This is a genomic window from Silvania sp., assembly GCF_051656365.1.
GTDB classification, from domain to species: domain Bacteria; phylum Pseudomonadota; class Gammaproteobacteria; order Enterobacterales; family Enterobacteriaceae; genus Enterobacter; species Enterobacter hatchlandensis.
The window spans coordinates 1-1,586 of the sequence record NZ_JBOGBT010000096.1; the positions used below are offsets into that span (position 1 = coordinate 1).

The window sequence follows — 1,586 nt, forward strand, 5'->3', positions numbered from 1 at the left end:
TGTCGCCCTGGATACTGCGCCAGCCGCCAGAAGCGCACAGCCTAACAATGAACCGCTGGTGGAGACGAAAACGCTCGCCATCAATAATATGGAAAATAGCAGCCGTGATGCTGCGGCGAACAATACCAGCCCCGCAACCACGCTGACCACGCCGACATTCAGTTCAGCAACCGTCGCCACACCTGCCACAGCGCAAATTGCTGTGCCCGTAGCGCCGCAGATTAGCGCCCAGCTCGGCAGCCAGGAGTGGCAACAAGCGGTGAGCCAGCACATCACTCTCTTTACCCGTCAGGGCCAGCAAAGCGCCGAGCTACGCCTGCATCCTGAGGATCTGGGTCAGATTCAAATCAGCATGAAGCTCGATGATAACCAGGCGCAATTGCAGATGGTTTCAGCCCATAGTCACGTGCGTGCGGCGCTTGAAGCCACCCTGCCAAACTTACGTCTTGCCCTGGCGGAAAGCGGTATTCAGCTCGGCCAAAGCAGCATCAGCAGCGAAAGTTTTGCGGGCCAGCAGCAACAGCAGTCGGGGCAAAATCCGCAGCAGTCACCGCGTTCCGCAAGCACTTTCCCGTCAATGGGTGATGGCGAAGCGCTTGCCGTCCCTGCCAGCGTGCAGCGTTTAGCGTCGGGGAATAACGCGGTGGATATTTTTGCCTGAGACGCGCTCCCTAAGCTAAACGTCAGAGTTAACAACAAATATCCCCTGTTTTCGGGCCTTTGAACGCCCGACGACGCGGGATAATTAATCCATATGCAGTACCGATACAGGAAAGATGCGTTTTATGACTGACAACGCTTTGCCAAAAGGCCGCAAGCGCTCCATCTGGATGCCGTTACTGGTCCTGATTACTCTTGCAGCCTGTGCTACCGCGGGCTATAGCTACTGGCGTATGCAGCAGCAGCCTGCCTCCGCGCAAGTTAAAGCGCCTGAGCCACCGCCAGCGCCGGTGTTTTTCGCACTGGATACCTTCACCGTGAACCTCGGTGATGCTGACCGCGTGCTGTACATCGGCATCACATTGCGTCTGAAAGATGAAGCCACGCGCCAGCGTCTGAGCGAGTTTCTGCCGGAAGTGCGCAGCCGTTTACTGCTGCTGTTTTCCCGCCAGGATAGCGCGGCGCTTGCCACCGATGAAGGCAAACAGAAGCTGGTTGAAGCCATAAAGAACACTTTGGCTCCGCCGCTTGTCGCCGGTCAACCTCAACAGGCAGTCAGCGACGTGCTGTATACCGCCTTTATTTTGCGGTAATCCCATGGGCGATAGCATTCTTTCTCAGGCCGAAATTGACGCGCTGTTAAACGGCGACAGCGATAACGCTGACGAACCCAAGACCAGCGTCGTCAACGAAACCGACATTCGTCCGTACGATCCTAATACCCAACGGCGCGTGGTACGCGAGCGTCTCCAGGCATTAGAGATCATCAACGAGCGGTTTGCGCGTCAGTTCCGTATGGGGCTGTTTAACCTATTACGCCGCAGCCCGGACATTACCGTCGGGGCGATTCGCATTCAGCCGTATCACGAATTTGCCCGTAATTTGCCGGTGCCCACCAACCTCAATCTGATGCACCTCAAACCGCT

General features: G+C 56.6%; 2 protein-coding genes and 1 pseudogene. All 3 read left to right on the forward strand.

The features are described from left to right. Positions 1-661 (forward strand): flagellar hook-length control protein FliK (locus tag ACRDD5_RS19430; RefSeq protein ID WP_438677724.1); only part of this gene is annotated, 661 nt, incomplete at its 5' end. 124 nt (positions 662-785) lie between these two features. Continuing rightward, a complete protein-coding gene (fliL, locus tag ACRDD5_RS19435; RefSeq protein WP_367596565.1) occupies positions 786-1,253 on the forward strand; it encodes a flagellar basal body-associated protein FliL in 468 nt (155 codons plus the stop codon). Positions 1,254-1,257: 4 nt separating this feature from the next. Next, positions 1,258-1,586 (forward strand): annotated as a pseudogene (fliM, locus tag ACRDD5_RS19440) (flagellar motor switch protein FliM); the annotation flags it as partial.

What these genes read in the sequence shown, in the direction of transcription:
- fliL (WP_367596565.1), top strand. Translation starts at nt 786, where the DNA reads ATGACTGACAACGCTTTGCCAAAAGGCCGCAAGCGCTCCATCTGGATG.